Source organism: Flavobacterium sp. GNP011 (assembly GCF_056428925.1).
This window is the reverse complement of record NZ_JBWJVJ010000006.1, coordinates 37,651-54,431: the sequence shown is the minus strand read 5'-3', so window position 1 is coordinate 54,431 and position 16,781 is coordinate 37,651. Positions and strand designations below refer to the sequence as shown.

The 16,781-nt window shown below is 33.6% G+C and carries 13 protein-coding genes; 8 read left to right on the top strand and 5 right to left on the bottom strand.

The genetic code is table 11. From position 1 onward, the window contains the following. Positions 1 to 24 precede the first annotated feature (24 nt). From AC061E_RS07375 to miaB, 3 genes are all read right to left on the bottom strand, one after another. The gene (locus AC061E_RS07375; RefSeq protein ID WP_478285659.1) at positions 25 to 528 is read right to left on the bottom strand and encodes an LptE family protein; all 504 of its coding nucleotides are present in this window, start codon (positions 526 to 528) and stop codon (positions 25 to 27) included. A gap of 58 nt (positions 529 to 586) precedes the next feature. Next, positions 587 to 1,843, bottom strand: a complete 1,257-nt coding sequence (locus AC061E_RS07370; RefSeq protein ID WP_086454313.1) for a sigma-54 interaction domain-containing protein — start codon at positions 1,841 to 1,843, stop codon at positions 587 to 589. An 82-nt stretch (positions 1,844 to 1,925) separates the two neighbouring features. Continuing rightward, positions 1,926 to 3,371, bottom strand: coding sequence for a tRNA (N6-isopentenyl adenosine(37)-C2)-methylthiotransferase MiaB (miaB, locus tag AC061E_RS07365; RefSeq protein ID WP_478285658.1), 1,446 nt, complete (start codon positions 3,369 to 3,371; stop codon positions 1,926 to 1,928). 384 nt (positions 3,372 to 3,755) lie between these two features. On the opposite strand from miaB, the gene topA reads away from it, so the two are divergent. The 7 genes from topA to AC061E_RS07330 all read left to right on the top strand — a co-directional run bounded on the left by topA (position 3,756) and on the right by AC061E_RS07330 (position 13,393). Beyond that, complete coding sequence (topA, locus tag AC061E_RS07360) at positions 3,756 to 6,287, top strand: type I DNA topoisomerase (RefSeq protein WP_478285657.1); 2,532 nt, start codon at positions 3,756 to 3,758, stop codon at positions 6,285 to 6,287. A gap of 67 nt (positions 6,288 to 6,354) precedes the next feature. Next, positions 6,355 to 7,506, top strand: a complete 1,152-nt coding sequence (locus tag AC061E_RS07355) for a formimidoylglutamase (RefSeq protein ID WP_478285656.1) — start codon at positions 6,355 to 6,357, stop codon at positions 7,504 to 7,506. A gap of 127 nt (positions 7,507 to 7,633) precedes the next feature. Beyond that, positions 7,634 to 9,040, top strand: a complete 1,407-nt coding sequence (porK, locus tag AC061E_RS07350) for a T9SS ring complex lipoprotein PorK/GldK (protein WP_478285655.1) — start codon at positions 7,634 to 7,636, stop codon at positions 9,038 to 9,040. 43 nt (positions 9,041 to 9,083) lie between these two features. Continuing rightward, entirely contained in the window at positions 9,084 to 9,731 is a 648-nt protein-coding gene (gene porL, locus AC061E_RS07345; RefSeq protein ID WP_478285654.1) for a type IX secretion system motor protein PorL/GldL, read from the top strand. 43 nt (positions 9,732 to 9,774) lie between these two features. Beyond that, on the top strand, positions 9,775 to 11,316 hold the full coding sequence (gene porM, locus AC061E_RS07340) for a type IX secretion system motor protein PorM/GldM (protein ID WP_478285653.1): 1,542 nt from the start codon (positions 9,775 to 9,777) through the stop codon (positions 11,314 to 11,316). Positions 11,317 to 11,363: 47 nt separating this feature from the next. Then, positions 11,364 to 12,254 carry a type IX secretion system ring subunit PorN/GldN gene (porN, locus tag AC061E_RS07335; protein ID WP_478285652.1) on the top strand — a complete coding sequence of 297 codons (891 nt, stop codon included), beginning with the start codon at positions 11,364 to 11,366 and terminating at the stop codon, positions 12,252 to 12,254. An 86-nt stretch (positions 12,255 to 12,340) separates the two neighbouring features. Then, complete coding sequence (locus tag AC061E_RS07330; RefSeq protein ID WP_478285651.1) at positions 12,341 to 13,393, top strand: NAD(P)/FAD-dependent oxidoreductase; 1,053 nt, start codon at positions 12,341 to 12,343, stop codon at positions 13,391 to 13,393. On the opposite strand, the gene AC061E_RS07325 is transcribed toward AC061E_RS07330, so the two are convergent. After that, positions 13,390 to 13,779: a DUF983 domain-containing protein gene (locus AC061E_RS07325; RefSeq protein WP_478285650.1), complete on the bottom strand. Its 390-nt coding sequence runs from the start codon at positions 13,777 to 13,779 to the stop codon at positions 13,390 to 13,392. The two genes, AC061E_RS07330 and AC061E_RS07325, sit on opposite strands and share 4 nt — an antisense overlap. An 85-nt stretch (positions 13,780 to 13,864) precedes the next feature. Between AC061E_RS07325 and AC061E_RS07320 the strand changes: the two genes are divergently transcribed. Then, positions 13,865 to 15,772, top strand: coding sequence for an ABC-F family ATP-binding cassette domain-containing protein (locus tag AC061E_RS07320; protein ID WP_478285649.1), 1,908 nt, complete (start codon positions 13,865 to 13,867; stop codon positions 15,770 to 15,772). A gap of 33 nt (positions 15,773 to 15,805) precedes the next feature. Here AC061E_RS07320 and AC061E_RS07315 read toward each other — a convergent pair whose 3' ends face one another. Further along, entirely contained in the window at positions 15,806 to 16,774 is a 969-nt protein-coding gene (locus AC061E_RS07315) for an App1 family protein phosphatidate phosphatase (protein WP_478285648.1), read from the bottom strand. Positions 16,775 to 16,781: the final 7 nt, after the last annotated feature.

The window sequence follows — 16,781 nt, the reverse complement described above, 5'->3', positions numbered from 1 at the left end:
TTGTACTTTTAAACATTTGGTTACTTACCATTTTGCTAATGATTCATTAAAGATTTCTTGTGTAATTCTTTCAAAAATTTCTTTTAAAGCATTGTTTAATGTTGCTCCAGTAAGTTGTTGATCAGCGGGGTAGTCAAAGAAAAATGAGAATGGTTTTTCAAAATTATCTGTTTCTTTCTTTTTATTTGTAAAACGTACATTTACTCTTACTGTTAGTCGGTTTTGAGCAGCACGTTGATCAGCAGTTGCTGTCATTGGACTAATACGGTATTCTACTATTTCCCCTTCATAAGCCAAATCGGCACCATTTTTCACCAAGTTTAAATTAGTTTGATTTTGAATTAAATCCTGAAGTTCAAGTGTAAAAGTTCTGTCAATACCGGGTTCAATAAGTTCAGCATTGTTTTGAAAAAAACCTACCTGAAACGTTTCGGCATCAATTTTGCCAGTTCCTGTGAAGTTATACACGGAGCATCCTTGTAATGAGTAAGCTAGTATTAAAACAAATATAAATTTTATGTATTTCATGTAAAATAGTAATAGTTAATTTCTGTTTGTTTGACCAGTTAAGTCTAGTAACATTAAATTACAAGTCAAATTGTTTGATTTTTCTATATAAAGTGCGCTCCGATATTCCTAACTCATCTGCGGCTGCCTTGCGTTTACCTTTGTTTTTTTCTAATGATTTTTTGATCATTTCTATTTCCTTCTGCTCGAGTCTAAGTGTTTCTTCTTCCTCTATTGTTTCGGCAAATAAATAATTATCTTCTGGTTCTTGGTACAAACTTTCGTTATTCAAGGTTGTAATTTGGTTGGTTCTAGGGGATTCTTCAAAGTCTATTTCGTTGTCATTTTCCTTAGAACCGTATATTTTTTTGATCAAACTTTGATTGGTCTCTTGCACTTTTGAACTTCCATTCTGAATCAGTTCCAGAGTCAATTTTTTCAAGTCATTCAAATCACTTTTCATATCAAAAAGGACTTTGTATAAAATTTCTCTTTCAGTACTGAAATCGTTTTCACTTTTTTTATCCTTAATAACGGAGGGTAAGTTACTTCCTTGTTCTGGTAAGTAAGATTGTAAAGTGGAGGAGGTGATGTCTCTGCTTGTTTCTAAAACTGAAATTTGCTCAGCCACATTTCGTAATTGTCGAATGTTACCACTCCAACGAAATTTTTGCAACAAGTGTACAGCACTTTCCTCTAATTTTAGTGGTGGCATTTTATATTTGTGAGCAAAATCAGCAACGAATTTTCTGAATAATAAGTGAATATCGTCTTTTCTATCTCTTAAAGGAGGCAAGGTGATATCAACGGTACTCAATCTGTAGTATAAATCTTCTCTGAATTTTCCTTTTTCAATGGCATCAAATAAATTGACATTGGTAGCAGCCACAATTCGAACATCAGTTTTCTGTACCTGAGAGGAACCTACCTTAATAAACTCACCATTTTCAAGAACACGCAGTAATCGAACTTGCGTGGTAAGTGGTAATTCTCCCACTTCATCAAGGAAAATGGTGCCTCCATCAGCCACTTCAAAGTAGCCTTCTCTGGTACTAGTTGCGCCTGTAAAAGCTCCTTTCTCGTGACCAAAAAGTTCACTATCTATAGTTCCCTCTGGAATTGCTCCACAATTTACAGCAATATATTTTCCGTGTTTTCTATGCGAAAGTGAGTGTATGATTCTAGGTATGTTTTCTTTTCCTACGCCGCTTTCACCGGTTACCAGCACGGTAATATCAGTTGGGGCAACTTGTATGGCTTTTTCAATGGCACGATTCAGTTTTGGGTCATTCCCAATAATCTCGAAGCGCTGTTTTATTGATTGTACTGATTCCATTTGATTTTTGTTTAAAGTTTTTTTTGTTTCAGGTTTCAAGTTATAATGTGAACTTTAAACCTGAAACTTGAAACTAACTTTTCTAATTCATTTCAGAATATCCAACCGCTTCCCCTTTTAAAGTTCCGCTTGTGCAAGAAGTAATTTTGACATTTACAAAATCTCCAATTTTATAATTTTCTTTTGGAAACACTACCGTTATACTCTGCGAATTTCTTCCAGAGAATTCTTCTGTTGATTTTTTAGAAACTTTTTCGACCAAAACTTCTACAGTTTGACCTATGAATTCTTCACTTCTAAACCAAGCATGTTTTTGTTGTAAATCTACAATTTCTTGTAATCTACGGGCTTTAGTTTCTTCTGGGACATCATCTTCCATTTTTCTTCCAGCCAATGTTCCTGGACGTTCAGAATACGAATACATATACCCAAAATTATAATTCACGTACTCCATTAAACTCATTGTGTCTTTATGATCCTCTTCAGTTTCTGTTGGAAATCCTGCAATCATATCTTGCGAAATAGAGCAATTCGGGATTATAGTCCTAATTTTATCTATCAAAGTCATGTATTGTTCACGAGTATGCAAACGATTCATTTCTTTGAGGATTCGGTTACTTCCAGACTGAACCGGTAAATGAATGTGCTTGCAAATATTAGGATGCTTAGCAATTACATGCAATACACTTTCATGCATGTCTTGTGGATTAGAAGTTGAAAATCGAATTCTCATTTTAGGAAAACCAATAGCAACCATCTCAAGTAATTGATCAAAATCAACGGCTGTGGCTTTTTGCATCTCGCTAGCATTTTCAAAATCTTTTTTCAAACCACCACCGTACCACAGGTAGCTGTCTACGTTTTGTCCGAGTAAGGTAATTTCTTTAAAACCTTTGTCCCATAAGTCTTGAATCTCTGCTATGATGCTTTGGGGTTCACGGCTGCGTTCTCGGCCACGGGTAAATGGCACTACACAAAAAGTACACATATTATCGCAACCACGAGTGATAGAAACTAAGGCCGTAATCCCATTGCTCATCAATCGAACCGGAGAAATATCGCCATAGGTTTCGTCTTTTGATAAAATAACATTTATAGCATCTCTACCTTCCTCAACTTCTTGTAATAGATTGGGTAAATCTTTGTAAGCATCAGGACCTACAACAAGATCTACAATTTTTTCTTCCTCAAGAAATTGACTTTTCAAACGTTCTGCCATACACCCCAAAACCCCAACTTTCATTTTAGGGTTAATGCGTTTAACGGCATTGTATTTTTCTAAACGTTTTCTAATGGTTTGCTCTGCTTTATCGCGTATAGAACAGGTATTTACCAGAACTAAGTCTGCCTCTTCGAGAACTTGTGTGGTATTATATCCATTTCCAGATAAAATGGAAGCTACAATCTCGCTATCCGAAAAATTCATCGCACAGCCGTAGCTTTCTATAAAAAGTTTCTTTGTATTCTCAGGTTTATTCTCTAAAACAAGACTTTCGCCTTGTTTGCTTTCTTCAATAATCTTTTCCATGCTATTTTTTCAAAGCACAAAGATAAGCTAAAACAAATAAATATGACAACTTGTCAGATTAAGAATTAACAGTATTTTAAGTTTGATTTTTTACAGCTATTCCTGTTCTCAATTTAATCTTTCTCTTGAGGTTTGCTAAAAAAAGATTTTTCTCTGATGATTATTTTAAACGGGAAATACCACCTTTTTTTACTTACTTAATTTAGTCTTTAATTTAAATTCGATTAACCTTAAATGCAATATATGTAGTATTCAGTAAACATACCTAAAAGGGTTTATTGACTACAGAGAGTCTCTATTAATAAGTGTCAATTAATTCAAATGTTATTTCAAAAGCTTGATATTTAAAAAAAATAGATACTTTTGTCCCAGAAAAATAGACGAATGGCAAAGAATTTAGTTATAGTAGAGTCCCCAGCAAAGGCAAAAACAATCGAAAAATTCCTAGGTACAGATTATCAAGTGGAGTCCAGTTACGGGCACATTGCTGATCTACCTTCAAAGGAAATAGGAGTAGATGTAGATCATAATTTCAAGCCTAAGTATGAGGTTTCTGCAGATAAAAAAGCCTTGGTCACCAAGCTGAAAGGGTTAGCTAAGAAAGCCGATATGGTATGGCTAGCAAGTGATGAGGATCGTGAGGGTGAAGCTATTTCTTGGCACCTTGCCGAAGAGCTTAATTTAGATAAAAACAAAACAAAAAGAATTGTTTTTCACGAAATTACAAAAACAGCTATTCTTAAAGCTATTGATAATCCTAGAGAGATAGACTACAATTTAGTTAATGCACAACAAGCGCGACGTGTTTTAGATCGTTTAGTTGGTTATGAATTATCTCCTGTATTGTGGAGAAAAATTAAGGGTGGTTTATCTGCGGGTCGTGTTCAGTCAGTATCTGTACGTTTAATTGTAGAACGCGAACGAGAAATTAAAAATTTCAAAGCCGTTGCAACCTACTCTGTCGTAGCTGAGTTTACAAACGAATCAGGAAAAATATTCAAGGCTAAATTGCCTAAAAATTTTAATACAAAACAAGAAGCTCAAGATTTTTTAAACAAAAATATTGGTTCTACATATAAGGTAGCAGATTTAGAAACAAAACCTACCAAAAAATCTCCAACGGGTCCTTTTACTACTTCTACTTTACAACAAGAAGCAGCGCGTAAATTGTATTTACCGGTGGGTATAACCATGCAACTTGCACAGCGTTTGTATGAAGCGGGATTGATTACCTATATGAGAACGGATAGCGTAAATTTATCCAAAGATGCAATGGAGGCTGCTCAAGCCGAAATTATCAAATCTTATGGTAAAGAGTTTTCTAAGCCAAGAACATTTGTTAATAAAAGTAAAGGAGCACAAGAGGCGCACGAGGCAATTCGTCCCACTGATATGTCACGCCATACGGTAGATATTGACCGTGATCAAGCACGTTTGTATGATTTAATTTGGAAAAGAACATTGGCTTCGCAAATGAGTGACGCGCAATTGGAACGTACTAATGTGAAAATTGAAGCGAGCAATCACAATGAAATATTCACTGCATCTGGTGAGGTATTGCTTTTTGAAGGTTTCTTAAAAGTGTATCTGGAAGGGCATGATGATGATGAGGAAGAGCAGGAGGGAATGTTGCCTGCAATGAAAGTGAACGAAAAATTACAAAATAATTACATCACAGCAACCGAGAGATACACTAGAGCTCCAGCTCGTTTTACTGAAGCTTCTTTGGTGAAAAAATTAGAGGAACTAGGAATAGGTCGTCCATCTACTTATGCACCTACAATTTCTACCATCATTAACAGAAATTACGTTGAAAAAGGAAATCTAGACGGTCAAGAGCGTAATTATACGCAGTTGATTTTGCAATCTGGCAAGGTAGGTGAGAAAGCACTTAAAGAAAATACTGGATCAGATAAAGGGAAATTAGTACCTACTGATATCGGAACAATTGTAACTGACTTCCTTGTTAAGAATTTCGGAAATATTCTGGATTATAATTTTACGGCCAAAGTAGAGCAAGACTTTGATGAAATTGCCGAAGGAAATATTGTTTGGACCAAAATGATGCAGGAGTTTTACGATCAATTTCACCCTACTGTAAAAGATGTAGAGGCAAATGCTGAGCGTGAAAGTGGCGAAAGAATTCTAGGGACTGACCCTAAAACAGGAAAGCCAGTTTCGGTTCGTTTGGGGAAATTTGGACCGATGGCTCAAATAGGAGCTCCTGATGATGAAGATAAAAAGTTCGCCAGTTTGATGAACGATCAAAACATTGGTAATATTACGCTTGAAGAAACTTTAAATTTATTTTTATTGCCTAAGAATTTAGGAGAGTATAAAGGAGAAGAAGTTGAGGTGAGTAATGGTCGTTATGGTCCTTATATTCGTCATGGTGCTGCATTTGTATCTTTGCCAAAAGGAGAGAACCCACTTGATGTTGATTATAAAAGAGCTCAAGAATTAATTGATGAAAAAGCCTTGGCAGATGCGCCTATAGCTGTTTATAAAGGTGAAGGGGTTCAGAAAGGTGTTGGTCGTTTTGGGGCTTTTATCAAATGGAGCGGATTGTTTATCAATGTGAGTAAAAAATACAATTTTGATAATTTATCTCAATCAGATATTGAAGCCTTGATTGAAGATAAGCTTCAAAAAAATATTGATAAAGTATTGCACAATTGGGAAGAGGAAGGAATTCTTGTAGAAAAAGCGCGTTGGGGTCGATCTGTGATTACAAAAGGCAAAATTAAAATCGAATTAAGTAAAGATGTTGATGCGTCAAAACTAACACTTGAAGAAGTTCAAGAAATGATTGCCAAAAAAACACCTGCTAAAAAAGTAGCTGCTAAAAAAGCAACTGCAACAAAGGCAACTACAAAGAAGCCTGCCGTTAAAAAACCTGCTGTTAAAAAGAAATAATTAATAATTTAATTTGTTCACTACATAATTTTAAGGAAATAGTGTAATGAAGATGAAAAAAGAATAAATGGAATTTGATTTTTTAAACCCCGTTGATGATGAGGTTCTAGAATATTGTTTTGGATTGACATCACAGCAACTTGGGAGTAAGGTTGTGATGCATACCCAAGATCAATTTCCAGATGTAAACAAAATCAAATTAGCAATCATAGGTGTTTTAGATAATAGAGGGCAATCTATTGAAACTAAAAATTTAAGTTTAATTTCTTTAAGAAAAGAACTTTATAGCTTATTCCCAGGAAACTGGGAAACGTCAATTGCTGATTTAGGGAATATACTAGCTGGAAATACAGTGTCTGACACACATTTTGCTGTTAAAAAAATCGCTTCAGAACTCTTGAAATTAGGGATTATTCCCATTGTATTGGGTGGTTCTCAGGATATTACGTACGGTCTGTATAGAGCTTATGACGTGCTGGAACAGATGGTAAATATTGTAGCAATAGATAGTAAATTTGATTTTGGAAAAGAAGAGGAGGGATTATCTGCAACTTCTTATTTGACAAAAATAATTGTTGAAGAGCCTAATAATTTATTTAATTATTGTAACTTGGGGTATCAAACATATTTCAATTCGCAAGAAGAAATTGATTTAATTGAAAAATTATTTTTTGACGCTTATCGCCTTGGAGAAGTTTCAAGTAATATAGTTGTCACAGAACCTGTTTTTAGAGATGCAGATCTTGTAAGTATTGATTTAACTTCTGTTAAATCCTCAGATTCTGGAAATTTATCTTCATTTCAGCCAAATGGTTTCAATGGCAAAGAAGTTTGTACTTTGGCACGTTATTCAGGTATTAGTGATAAAGTAAGTTCTTTTGGTTTGTTTAATTTTAATGATAGTGATCGAGAGTCATGTCTTATTGCACAAATAATTTGGTATTTTATAGAGGGAGTTCAGTATAGATCAAATGAATATCCTTTTGGCAGTAAAGAGTCTTATTTAAAGTATATTGTGCCACTGGATGAAGAAGAATTAATCTTTTATAAAAGTGACAAAACAGATAGATGGTGGATAGAAATACCATTTATTTCAAATGTTAATAATAAATTAAAAAGAAATACGTTATTACCATGTTCTTACGATGAATACTTGCTAGCTTGCAATAATGAATTGCCAGAAAGGTGGTGGAAAGCACAAAGAAAAAACCTTGTTTAGAGATTTTTCACATCGATTTATGATTTTTTTATAAAAAACGATTTGTTTAGTATAAAAAAATTGTTTTTGTTAAAAATAATAAATAGGTTTACACCCTCAAATTTAATGAATAGATAACCGAAATTATATGAATAAGTTCATTGCTTTTACGACGATTTTAACCCTATTGATTAGCTGTGCTAAATCAAGTGATAAAGGGGAATTAGTTGGTGTTAATGGTGGTAAGTGGCACCCTGAGAAGCCATACGGGATGACTTTAGTCCCTGGAGGCTCATTTATTATGGGTAAATCTGATGCGGATTTAGCAAATGTTGAGGATGCTCCTACAAAAACTGTAACAGTACGTTCTTTTTATATGGACGAAACTGAAATAACAAATAGCGAATATCGTCAGTTTGTAGAATGGGTTAAAGATTCAACTATAAGAGTTAAATTAGCTATAATGGCTGATTTAAGTGGTCAGCCTGCTGTAGCTGGGTCAAATAAGGGTAAAAAATCAGGAAGTATTGCTGACTACGCTTTTAGTGACTCTGATACTACCAAGATGACAGCGTATGACAAATATATGTATGACAACTATTATAGTATTGGTACTGCAGATGATCAATATGCCGGTAGAAAATTAAATAAAAAAGTAAAATTGGCTAAAGGTCCAAAAGAATATCCAGATGCAGCATATACTGAAGTTATGGATTCTATGTACCTGCCTAGCGAAGAGTCTTATAATGGATTAAGAACAATTGATGTAAATAAATTGAAGTTTCGTTATTCTTGGATGGATATACAAGCAGCAGCAAAAGCTAAGGTAGGTCGTAGAAAAGATTTTATCAAAACAGAAGAAGTTAATGTGTATCCTGATACCACTGTATGGATTAAAGATTTTGCATACTCTTATAATGAACCTATGCATAATGATTATTTTTGGCATAAAGCATATGGAGATTATCCAGTTGTAGGTGTTAAATGGACGCAAGCTAAAGCTTTTTGTGCTTGGAGAACACTTAACAAGAACAGTTATATCAAATCAAAAAAGAAAGATCAAGACTTGATTAATTCTTTTAGATTGCCTACGGAAGCTGAATGGGAATATTCAGCAAGAGGTGGTTTAGAATCTGCAACCTATCCTTGGGGTGGCCCTTACACTAAAAACGATAGAGGTTGTTTTTTAGCTAACTTTAAACCTAATAGAGGAGATTATGCTGCTGATGAGGCTTTGTATACTGTAGAAGCCAAATCATATGAGCCTAATGGTTATAATTTATACAACATGGCTGGAAATGTATCTGAATGGACAGACTCGGCATATGATTCAAATGCTTATGAGTATGTTTCTTCAATGAATCCAAATGTTTTAGATGCTTCTAACAAACGTAAAGTGTTACGAGGCGGTTCATGGAAAGACGTTGCTTACTTCCTACAAGTCAGTACTAGAGACTATGAATATGCCGATTCTGCAAGAAGTTATATAGGCTTCAGAACCGTGCAAGATTACATGGGACTTCAAACTACAGGTAACGGTAAAAAAAAGAAATAAATTAAACAAAAACCCAATCTATTAAAATTTAAAATTTATTATTATGGCATTATTAGGAAAAAAAGCAATGAATTTCGCTTACGGTATGGGGGCTGCAGTTGTAATCCTTGGAGCATTATTCAAAATTACTCACATTGAATTCGGTTTTTTAACAGGGAATTTGATGCTTACTATTGGTCTTGTTGTTGAAGCTTTGATCTTTGCATTATCTGCTTTTGAACCGGTCGATGATGAATTAGATTGGACTTTAGTTTACCCTGAATTAGCTAACGGCCAAGCTAAGTCAGAAGTTAAAAAAGTTGAACCTGTTGCTGATACTCAAGGATTATTATCTCAAAAGTTAGATGCAATGCTTAAGGATGCTAAAATTGATGGTGAATTGATGGCAAGTTTAGGTAGTAGTATCAAGAATTTTGAATCAGCTGCTAAAGGAATTGCTCCTACAGTAGATTCTATTGCTTCTACAAAAAAATACAGTGAAGAGTTAACTCTTGCAGCATCTCAAATGGAATCTTTAAACAGTTTATATAAAGTACAATTAGAAAGTGCTTCTAGAAATGCTCAAATAAATGATGAAGTAGCACAAAATAATATGAAGCTTAAAGAGCAAATGCAATCTTTGACTTCAAATTTATCTTCTTTGAATTCGGTTTATGGAGGAATGCTTTCTGCTATGAACAATAAAGGATAATTAGTTTCGAACTATTATTAATTTAAACTAATTATTAGAAAATATGGCAGGAGGAAAACTAACCCCTAGACAGAAGATGATAAACCTGATGTACCTGGTTTTCATCTCAATGTTAGCATTAAATATGTCCAAAGAAGTATTGTCTGCTTTTGGAATAATGAATGAAAAATTTGAAGGTTCTAATAGTGCTGCTGAGCAATCAAATGCGCAAATGTTAATGAGCTTAGACGCTAAAGCTGCTGAGGCAGGTGGTGAATTTGCTGTTGCGTCTGCTACAGCTCACAAAGTAGAGACCATTACAAAGAAATTTTACGATTACATCGCTAATATAAAAACTGAAGTTTTAAAAGGAACTGAAGTTGATCCAGAAACAGGTAAATTACCTTATGAGTCAATGGATAAGGGCGATAACTTAGATCAATCTTGGTTTAGTCCAGCAGGTTATTCTGCAAAAGGTAACGAAGTTGTAAAAACGGTTGAACAGTACAAGTCAGATATGAAAACTGCACTTGGGAGCAATAAAAAACTTTCAGCTATTGTTTCAGAAGTAGAATCTAAATTCTCTCTTTTGCCTGTAAAAAATAAAGACGGAATTTCTATTCCTTATTTAGATTACAATTTTAAAGGTTTTCCTGCTGTAGCTTCATTAGCGAAATTATCTGCTTGGCAAAATGATGTTAAAAAAATGGAAACGGATGTTTATAATACGTTGTTAGGAAAAGCTGCTGTTGCTGCTGCATCTTACAGCAATTATCAGGCAATTGTAGTTCTTGACAAAAGTGCTTACTTTCAAGGAGAGCAAGTTACTGGTAAAGTAGTTTTAGGAAGATATGATGAAAACACTAAACCAACTTCATTTTCAGGACCAGGTAAAATTGTTAACGGTCAAGCTGTAATTGCTATGACTGCTGGGAATGTAGGTGAGCAATCTATTAACGGACAATTTACTTTTCTTGAAGATGGTAAAAACATTCCATTGAAATTTGCTGGTAAGTATGTTGTAGTTCCAAGACCCAATTCCGCTACTATATCTGCTGATAAAATGAATGTTGTTTATAGAGGTGTTCAAAACCCTATTACTATCTCATTTGCAGGTATTCCAGATAATCAAGTAAATGCATCAGCACCTGGATTATCAAAAGTAGGTAATGGTAAATATGTTATGTCTCCTGGAGCTGGAAATGAAGTTATCATTAATGTTTCTGGAAAAATGGCTGATGGTAAAGTAGCATCTGATAAAAAAGTATTCAGAATAAAAGGAATTCCTGGGCCAACGGGTACAATAAGAGGTGAAATGGGTGTTGTTAAAGGACCTAAATCTAACTTAGAAATATCTACTATTGGTGCTAAACTTGTTGATTTTGACTTTGAAGTAGGACTTAGTGTTATTGGTTTTAACCTTAAAGTTACAGGCCAGCCAACAGTAGTTGTACAAGGAAACAAATTGAATGCTCAGTGTAAAGCTGTGCTTTCTAAAGCAGGTAGAGGTGATCAAGTAACCATTTCTGAAATTAAAACAAAACTTGATGGTGCTGGTAGTTATTTATTACCAAGAACTGCTCCAGTTATTTTTGAAATTCAATAATAAATTGGGTTTTATAAATCCTTTTCAATATCAATAAGAATACCACTATGAATATTAGAAATTTATTTATCGCAATCGTCGCTTTATCGGGTTGTTTTGTGTCAAGTGCACAATCCAATTTGTTGAATGCGAAAACTCCAGATCAAATTGGATTAAAAACAGCTGCGCAACTTGACTCGGATAATGATAAGCCTCTTGCTTATGGTTATGTTCACGATAGAGACGTGTTGATGGGTAAAACAACGTGGGAAATTATAGATCTTAGTGAAAAAATTAATTTTTCTTTGTATTTTCCTATTGATACTGCTAACATAGGTAATGACAGAAGATCTTTGTATGATGTTTTGTCTAAGGCTATTAAAAGTGGAAAAATTACTGAAGTATATACAGATAGTTATTTTAACACTAAAAAATCGCTTCAGGATATTCAGGCATCTTTAACAAGAATTGATACAACGGATGCAGGTAGAGAGCAAATAAACTCAGGTAGCAAAGTTTCTGACGAGTATATCTTAAGACAAGATCTTGCTGCTCAAGATGTAACCCAATACAAAATAAAAGGATATTGGTATTTTGACAAACGTCAAAGTGAATTGAAGTATCGTTTGTTAGGTATTTGTCCTGTTACTCCTGATGTTTACACCATGAATAGTGACGAGAAAGATTACATAGAATTGTTTTGGATCTTTTTCCCAGCGGCTAGAGAGGTTTTACATGATGCTAAAGCTTTTAATGATAAAAACTCTGCATTGCCAATTTCATTTGATCAAATTTTAAACTCAAGACGTTTCAATGCCTTTATTTATAAAGAAGAAAATGTATACGGAGACAGAAGAATTGATGAGTACATGAAAGACAATGCTCAAAATCAATTATTAGAATCTGAAAGAGTGAAAGATAAAATTCGAAACTTTGAATCAGATATGTGGAACTACTAGTAGTTTTCAATAAACATAAAAAACTCTTACCTTGTGGTAAGAGTTTTTTGTTTGAATCCCTTTTCTTTAAAATTTATTTTATTTAAATGTTAGATTATATTATAGTTGGTTCTGGTTTGGCTGGTTTGTCATTTGCTGAATATGCATTGCGCAATCATAAATCTATTATGGTTTATGACAATAATTCTCAAAATTCATCTAAAATTGCAGGAGGCTTATACAATCCTGTTATTTTAAAGCGATTCAGTGAAGTCTGGAATGCGCAACAACAATTGAATGTGATGAATGAATTTTATACCATTTTAGAAAAAAAACTTGACAAACAATTTGATTTTAAAACTCCCATTTTAAGGAAGTTTTATTCTGTTGAAGAACAAAATAACTGGTTTTTAGCGGCAGATAAAAAAGGTTTAGAGCCTTTTCTTTCCACTAATTTGATTTATAAAAATGTAAATGGAATAGATGCTCCTTTTGGTTATGGAGAAGTTTTACAAACGGGTTATGTAGACACTGCTTCTTTTTTAGAATCTTTCTGTTCTTATTTAAAAAAACTAGACGTATTTATCCAAGAAAGTTTTGATTACAATGAATTAATTCAAGATCAAGATGGGGTTTCTTATAAAGGTTTAAAAGCAAGACATATTCTATTTGCAGAAGGTTTTGGGTTACATGCTAATCCTTATTTTAATTATTTACCCTTGGATGGAACTAAGGGAGAACTATTTATTATAAAAGCAAGTGATCTAGATCTAGACGTAATTATTAATACCAGTGTTTTTATTTTGCCTTTAGGGAATGATTTATTCAAAGTGGGAGCTACTTACAATTGGCGAGAGAAAGATGATTTTCCCACAGAAGATGGTAAAACAGAACTCATTGATCGTATTAAAGAGATATTATCCTGTGATTTTACTATAGAGGCGCATTTTGCAGGAGTTAGGCCAACGGTTAAGGATAGGAGACCTCTCATTGGTACACATCCTAATTACAATCGTTTTCATGTTTTGAATGGTCTTGGAACACGGGGAGTAATGCTTGGGCCTACAATGGCTCAAGAATTATATAACCATATTGAGCATCAAAATAATTTTGATCCTGTTATTGATATTAAACGGTATGAATCTAAATATTATTCTTAATTCTTGTTTTTAGTTGCTTTTGGATCGTAAGATATAAACATGTTGATGTATATATTTCTGGACCATCTAAGGACAAATGGAAAAGTTACAACGAGGGTAATTATAATAGCCGCGAAAGATATTTTTAAATTCGTTTTAAAAAAAATAAATGTGACTATAAATGCTACTATTCCTAAAGCAACATTTAGTCCGTAACTAACATACATGGCTCCATAAAAAAATGAAGGTTCTATTTGATAGCGCAATCCACAATGACTACAATTTTCTTTCATTTTTAGAATTTTTGTCAATTGAAATGGATTTTTTTCCAAATACATGCTCTCATTCTGGCATTTAGGACAAGTTCCTGTTAAAATGCTATATAATTTGGATCCTTTTTTTAACATTTGCAAAAAATTAATTTTTTCTTTTTGAAAAGCAGTGTTTGTTGTTACAAATTTACACATTCATCAAGGAAATAAATCATAATACATGCTTAATATACACAATTTATCTGTTTCTTTTGGTGGTACTTATTTGTTTGAAGAAGTTACTTTTCGTCTTGGTGCTGGGGATAGAGTAGGCCTTGTTGGAAAAAATGGAGCGGGGAAGTCTACCATGCTTAAAATGTTGGCAAGAGATTTTGCACCAGATTCAGGTGTGATTTCACAAGAGAAAGACATTAGAATGGGATTTTTGCGTCAAGATATTGATTTTGAGCAAGGAAGAACAGTTCTTGAAGAAGCGTATGAAGCTTTTACTGAAATTAAAATTGTTGAAAAAAAGCTTGAAGAAATAAACCATCTGTTGGTTACTAGAACAGATTATGAAAGTGATGCTTACAGCCAAATTATTGAAGATTTATCAGATTACACGCATCGATTTGAACTTTTAGGAGGATATAATTATGTGGGAGACACCGAAAAAATCTTGTTGGGATTGGGTTTTAAAAGAGAAGTTTTTGACAATCAAACTGAAACTTTTTCTGGAGGTTGGAGAATGCGAATTGAACTAGCCAAATTATTGCTTCAGGCGAATGATGTATTGTTACTCGATGAGCCAACGAATCACTTAGATATCGAGAGTATCATTTGGTTAGAAAGTTTTTTAAGAAATTATCCAGGTGTTGTTGTAATTGTTTCTCACGATAAAATGTTTCTTGATAACGTTACGAATAGAACTATTGAGATTTCTCTAGGGAAGGCTTATGATTTTAATAAACCGTATTCACAATATCTTGAACTTCGTCATGAAATTCGAGAAAAGCAATTGGCAACTCAAAAAAATCAGGCCAAAAAAATTGAAGAGACCGAAAAATTGATCGAAAAATTTCGAGCCAAAGCCTCTAAGGCATCGATGGCTCAGTCTTTAATAAAAAAATTAGATAAAGTTGAACGTATTGAGGTTGACGAAGATGATAATTCGGTAATGAATATTTCTTTTCCAGTTTCTAAAGAACCGGGCAGAGTTGTTATTGAGGCCGAAGATGTAACCAAAAGTTATGGTGACGCTACTATTTTAAAAGACATTAGTTTATTAGTAGAACGTGGTAGTAAAATAGCTTTTGTAGGCCAAAATGGCCAAGGTAAATCTACATTCATTAAAGCAATCGTAAACGAATTTGAGTATCAGGGAAACATCAAATTAGGTCACAATGTGCAATTGGGTTATTTTGCTCAAAATCAGGCAGAATATCTTGATGGTGAAATTACATTGTTGCAGACTATGGAAGATGCTGCTGCAGATACGAACCGTATGAAGGTTAGGGATATGTTGGGTTCTTTTTTGTTTAGAGGGGACGATGTGGAGAAAAAAGTAAAAGTACTCTCAGGAGGTGAACGCAACCGTCTTGCGCTTTGTAAATTATTGTTACAGCCAATCAATGTGTTGTTGATGGATGAACCTACGAATCACTTAGATATTAAGTCTAAAAATGTTTTAAAAGCAGCCTTACAAAAATTTGGGGGCACTTTATTATTGGTATCTCACGATCGTGATTTTTTACAAGGAATGTCTAATATTGTGTATGAATTTAAAGATCAAAAAATTAAGGAGTATTTAGGGGATATCAATTATTTCTTGGAACAGCGCAATTTGGAAAACATGCGCGAAGTAGAGAAAAAAGATATTGAAAAGGCAACCTCACCTAAGGAAAGTAATAAAACCTCTTATGAAGATCAAAAAAAGGGTAAAGCACTTCAAAATAAATTGAGTAAAATTGAAAGTCAAATTAAGCAATTAGAACGCGACATTCAGCAGGATGATAAAATGCTTACTTCTAATTATGACAAACATATTGAAGATGCTAAGTTTTTTACAGCTTATAATAAAAAGAAATCAGATCTAGATCAATTATTATTAGACTGGGAAATAATTCAAGAAGAAATTGATAATTTATAATGTTACTTAGAGCTCCTTTTGGAGCTCTTTTTTTTAGTTGATAATACCAATTGATTTAGAATGAGAAATAGCCTCGCTACTCTCCTTAAAATAGCACACAGCAACGTTAAGTGTAGTTAAGTTGTTTAAAACTGAAGTAACTTTTTCTTTTTTTGAACTTCCTGTTTGCCTGATGTAAACCGCTTTTACTGTTACTGGAAATATTTTACAAATAGATTCGTATAAGTAGGGATCGTGCTGCGAGTCATCACCAAGCAGTACATATTCAAGATTGGGGTAAAATTCAAGAATGTGTTTAATTTTTTCGAATTTGTGATTGTGACCACCTCTGCCCGTCATAAAAAAATCGGTTAAACTACTTTTAATGTCTTTTAATAGTAACACCGCTTTTGGAAGTTTGTGAATTGCCGTAAAATTGATAATAAAACGGTATAAATTCCATTCACTGCTGGAAACATAAAAAAAAGCATTGAATTCGGACTCGTTATTTCTACCCGCAGTGCTCAACGCTTGGTAATGAGTAACTACATCATCGTAAATTTTGCGTTTGTTTATGTTTTTAAACAGAAGGACATACAACTTCAATAAAGGATTGAAGGTATAGGAAACCAGAAAAGTATCATCAATATCCGATATAATTCCTAAATTTCCTTTGTGCGGCCTGATATAGCTTTCTTTTTTTATGATGGTTTCTTTTTCATAAGTCATGCTTACTTCATAGTCAATCCATCCATAATCGCTGTTGGGATCTAGAGGAATACAAAACTTAAAATAGCCATCATCAAGCGTTTTAGTATGAATCTTAGTATTGTTAAGTTCAAGATATACATCAGCATTGGCTTGTGTTTTCATTTGAAACATTTTGATTACCGATGTTGCATTTTTGAGGTTTTTCTTTTGAAAATTATACTCTTCTCTAGTTGTGGGTTTAAACACATGCCCCATGACAATTAGTTCTTGTTCATTTGCATAACCACGGTATAATTTTAAAATAGGCTTCATAAATTTT

Coding starts and splice junctions, on each gene's coding strand:
- porL (WP_478285654.1), top strand. CDS start 9,084: ATGGCATTATTAGGAAAAAAAGCAATGAATTTCGCTTACGGTATGGGG.
- AC061E_RS07355 (WP_478285656.1), top strand. CDS start 6,355: ATGGAATTTGATTTTTTAAACCCCGTTGATGATGAGGTTCTAGAATAT.
- AC061E_RS07375 (WP_478285659.1), bottom strand. CDS start 528: ATGAAATACATAAAATTTATATTTGTTTTAATACTAGCTTACTCATTA.
- miaB (WP_478285658.1), bottom strand. CDS start 3,371: ATGGAAAAGATTATTGAAGAAAGCAAACAAGGCGAAAGTCTTGTTTTA.
- AC061E_RS07370 (WP_086454313.1), bottom strand. CDS start 1,843: ATGGAATCAGTACAATCAATAAAACAGCGCTTCGAGATTATTGGGAAT.
- AC061E_RS07315 (WP_478285648.1), bottom strand. CDS start 16,774: ATGAAGCCTATTTTAAAATTATACCGTGGTTATGCAAATGAACAAGAA.
- porM (WP_478285653.1), top strand. CDS start 9,775: ATGGCAGGAGGAAAACTAACCCCTAGACAGAAGATGATAAACCTGATG.
- AC061E_RS07325 (WP_478285650.1), bottom strand. CDS start 13,779: ATGTTAAAAAAAGGATCCAAATTATATAGCATTTTAACAGGAACTTGT.
- topA (WP_478285657.1), top strand. CDS start 3,756: ATGGCAAAGAATTTAGTTATAGTAGAGTCCCCAGCAAAGGCAAAAACA.
- AC061E_RS07320 (WP_478285649.1), top strand. CDS start 13,865: ATGCTTAATATACACAATTTATCTGTTTCTTTTGGTGGTACTTATTTG.
- porK (WP_478285655.1), top strand. CDS start 7,634: ATGAATAAGTTCATTGCTTTTACGACGATTTTAACCCTATTGATTAGC.
- porN (WP_478285652.1), top strand. CDS start 11,364: ATGAATATTAGAAATTTATTTATCGCAATCGTCGCTTTATCGGGTTGT.
- AC061E_RS07330 (WP_478285651.1), top strand. CDS start 12,341: ATGTTAGATTATATTATAGTTGGTTCTGGTTTGGCTGGTTTGTCATTT.